The sequence below is a fragment of the Rhizobium sp. P1_E1 genome (assembly GCF_056406015.1).
The window spans coordinates 1-3,539 of record NZ_JBFUAY010000344.1; the positions used below are offsets into that span (position 1 = coordinate 1).

Annotated in this window: 4 protein-coding genes and 1 pseudogene; all 5 read right to left on the bottom strand. The window is 55.4% G+C overall.

Features of this window, described 5'->3' with window-relative positions; translation table 11 throughout:
• Positions 1-271: 271 nt before the first annotated feature.
• Entirely contained in the window at positions 272-481 is a 210-nt protein-coding gene (locus AC1D1Z_RS35325) for a hypothetical protein (RefSeq protein WP_065277196.1), read from the bottom strand.
• 181 nt (positions 482-662) lie between these two features.
• A pseudogene (locus AC1D1Z_RS35330) lies at positions 663-811 on the bottom strand (LysR family transcriptional regulator); the annotation flags it as partial.
• A gap of 112 nt (positions 812-923) precedes the next feature.
• Complete coding sequence (locus tag AC1D1Z_RS35335; RefSeq protein ID WP_032990428.1) at positions 924-1,844, bottom strand: SMP-30/gluconolactonase/LRE family protein; 921 nt, start codon at positions 1,842-1,844, stop codon at positions 924-926.
• 211 nt (positions 1,845-2,055) lie between these two features.
• Entirely contained in the window at positions 2,056-2,964 is a 909-nt protein-coding gene (locus tag AC1D1Z_RS35340; protein WP_018517550.1) for a tannase/feruloyl esterase family alpha/beta hydrolase, read from the bottom strand.
• A 140-nt stretch (positions 2,965-3,104) separates the two neighbouring features.
• The coding region (locus tag AC1D1Z_RS35345; protein WP_477853430.1) for a hypothetical protein at positions 3,105-3,539 on the bottom strand (435 nt) is incomplete at its 5' end.

Genomic DNA, 3,539 nt, shown 5'->3' on the forward strand with positions numbered 1-3,539 from the left:
GACGTAGCCGGATAAAGCGAAGTAGTCCCCCGCGCTCTGACTGATCCCTTCCATCAGAAGCACGGAAATTCGATCGCGAGGAAGAGAAAGCTGTTCGGTCATTGAATTGCCTTGGAGTCTCGAATTCTATCTGGCCGAAGTAGCTCGTCCGACACAAAGACGCACTGCTATGGCAGCATGACTTAGCGACCATCCGATGAGCAGCGCAATAACAAACTCAACTCCGTCGGCAGGCATAAGACTCCGCTGCCGCAATTCAGCATATGCCGCGTCATGACGAGCGAGCGGCGGCTGTCCAGCGCTCTTCGTCGGTAGCCAAGTCAATTGCCACCAGACGAGGAAACACCGTGCGACTTATGTCCTTCTCGACGGCATCGGCGGCAAGTGGCGTCTTGAACAGGCTGAAGAAGCGAAGCCGCGGAGCGTCAAAGTCGTAGACCTGTGGCTGTCCCGCCTTCGCATCATCCAGTTGTTGCGACACCCAGTCGCTCCAGGCCCCCGTTGCTGTTGGCCGAAGTCTTGAAGGTATCCAGGCGGGTATCCGCTTGGAGGAAGACGCGGAGGTGTAGAGAGCAACCGGGAACGCGCCCTTCCCAGATTTGATATAGCACCGGTCTTCCATGCGCTGATCTAGGCAGACGGTATGGGGCCGCTGACAGACTTCAGTCCAGCATCACCATATGCGGCGCAACCTGTTGCTCGAAGAATTTTGAGAACGAAGCGATGCGGGGCGGCAGCGCCTGATAGGGCGAGTAGTAGCGCATCAGCCAGAGATCTTGTGGTGCCATCCCCGCGGGACATGCACCAAACGCGTTTAATTCGTGCCAACAAAGCGTTATCGCGCAACGTCGGTATCATCTACCACACGGCATGGATTCGACGGGCGGCCTTCATGCGCCGCGCCCTTGAAATCCGAGAGAAATTCAAAGGTTGAAATTGAGCTTCAGGCCTGGGCGGCGCCAGGGAAAGGAAACGAGTCTGCCGGTTTCCGACAGCGTGACATACGCAGTATGGTTGTTCGGTCCCCCGAAGCAGACGTTGGTGGGATACGTCTCGTCGAACTCAATCTGCTCCATCAATTCTCCCGAAGGAGACACGACAGTCAGCGTACCGCTGCCTAGAGTGGCAATGCAGATGTTTCCTTCCTGGTCGACAGCAAGACTATCAAAACGTTGGTAGCCGGGCAGCCCTACAAGCACTGTGGCGCCGTACGGTGCAGGAAAGGGTAACAGATCGATCTTGCCGGGCGCTCTGATGTCGTAAGCATAGAGGCGTGCTGTTTCCGTATCGGCCACATAGAGCCGGTTTCCATCTGGCGACAAGCCTATGCCGTTCGGTGTCAGCAGGGGATAGACGACGCGCGTTATTAGAGAGCCATCTGCCTTTGCGTAATAGACGCCGCCATGGTCGCGATGCGTGGAATGTCGTTTGCCAAGGTCGGTGAAATAAAACCCGCCATGGCTGTCAAAGACAAGGTCGTTCGGTGCTGAAAGACGGCGATCTTCACAGTGGGTATATAGCTCACTGATGGTGTAAGATTTGAGATCCAGGCGTTGGATGTAGCCGCCCCGATAGTCGCTCGCTATTCCGACCGACGGAAAATGACTTTCCGGAAATATCAGGCCACCGTTGTTGCAAATGTAGAGAGCGCCATCCGGACCGACGGCCATGCCGTTTGGGCTCCCGCCGGCGTCCACGATTATGGACACTTCTCCATCGGATGAAATCCGCTTGATCGCCTTGCCAGAAAGCTCCACGACAAAGACCGAGCCGTCACTCATGGCCACCGGGCCTTCTGGGAATCTCAGGCCTCTCGCTAAAATGCTCACATCGACTTTCGGCATCTGCATCCCTCCCTTTTTACACAGCGACTTGCCTCAAGGCAGTAACTATGGGGCATGACGGATCATGGGAAGCACGTTGCAGTCAGCACTATAATGAGAGCTTATAATCAACGTTTGGACTTTTCGTCCAAATTCCCCTGAAGTTTTCGGACACCTGGAGATCTTCATGCGCGCGCGCCGCGCGCAAAGGCGGATTTCGCCGCGGCGCATTCTAGCCCTTTACACAGGTGTAGCTGGTTGACGCGCCTTCCGTTCCAGGATTGCCGGTAAATTTTGGCCATGCCGGCCATTCGCACATCGGACGGGAGCGGTTCGCACCCGGGTTGCCGTCAACGGCAATGAGCCCGCTCGGAGCGCGGCCATTTTCGACCCAGTTTTCAAGAGCATCAAGGCTGGCGTATTTTGCGTTGAATTTCCCGAAGCCATGCCCGTAGCCTGGGATCATGTAAAAGCGCAAAAATGAATCTAGGCGGTCTTGTCCGTATCGCGAGAGCTGCCGCTGGTAGTATGCGATGGAGTTATGGGGGGTGATCAAGTCGTCTGCCGTACCATGTATCAGGATGATCTTGCCGCCCTTGGACAGGAAACCGTCCAGGCTCACATCGGTGACGTCCATGATTGATCCCAACACAGAAAGCCGGTCTTTCCACTCTTGCGGATCGAAGGTCATTGCATCGAATTGCGGGTTGCGGGTCACGATGAACTTAACGGTTTGATCTCCCGCCGAGTAGAGCAGGGCCTCCTTGCCGGTGATTGGATTTGACGGCTGGCGCAACAGCCCAAAATTTGACGGACCTTGAAAGGGAGCACCCTCCAAGAACGGCCATTTCGGGAATGTATCCATTCCCGCGATCGTCACACCTGGTTTGTATTCAGACGTAATTAATCGGACAGCTTGGATCTGTGCATTGGACAGGCAGGTGTCGCCGGCGTCCGTTCCGTCCTGGCAGCGGAACGATGCAATATCAAATGCAGCGTTGCAAGCCGAAATATGGCTGATGATACCGTCCGACGCCCCATCAAGATCATCGCAGGCTGAAATATGGCAGTATATGCCGAGGTTATGAAGCCAGGCATCAAGGGGCATAAAAAATCTATCTCTCTGAAAATGGATCACCACTTCAGGTGCTTCCCCCCATCCTTTCGGGCTTGCGGCAGCGATTTTCCAAGATCAGCTTTGAAGTCTCGCGCGCGCGAAGATCGCTAAACTTGTCAAGCGAGAAGGCGCACCAGGTTAAGCCGCGCAGGAGTTCGCCATCCTTAGGACCATAATCGGTTGGGTATGGGCAGTCCCAGATATAGGGCTTGCGGAATCTGCAGCTCGAAACCAATACCTGCAGCAACGTGGTCGAGCTGTCTGGCGTGCTGTGCAGTGTGCCACACGCCACGCTCAAGCACCTGCGCAAACGGCTGTTGTCCGTAATGCGTGTTGAGATAGTCAGGCTTGGCGCTGGAATTCGCAGGTATGAAAGTGTTGCGATATTCGCAGCGCACATCGTCGACATAGGAGAGCATGTCGGCTCTAGTCTGTATGTCTGGTCGAGGGTCTAGGTAAATCGCGCGTGCATCGATCGTGTCATCGGCAACCTGGCGCAGGAATGATTCCGCGACTTGGAAGGTGTGAACGCACAGTTCGCGGATCGTTCTGTCGCGCTGTGGAATAACTGGCCGTTGTAGAACATCCGCGTCAAAGGC

Bases quoted from the DNA above. Each gene is read 5' to 3' on its own strand.
- AC1D1Z_RS35335 (WP_032990428.1), bottom strand. From the start codon at position 1,844: ATGCCGAAAGTCGATGTGAGCATTTTAGCGAGAGGCCTGAGATTCCCA.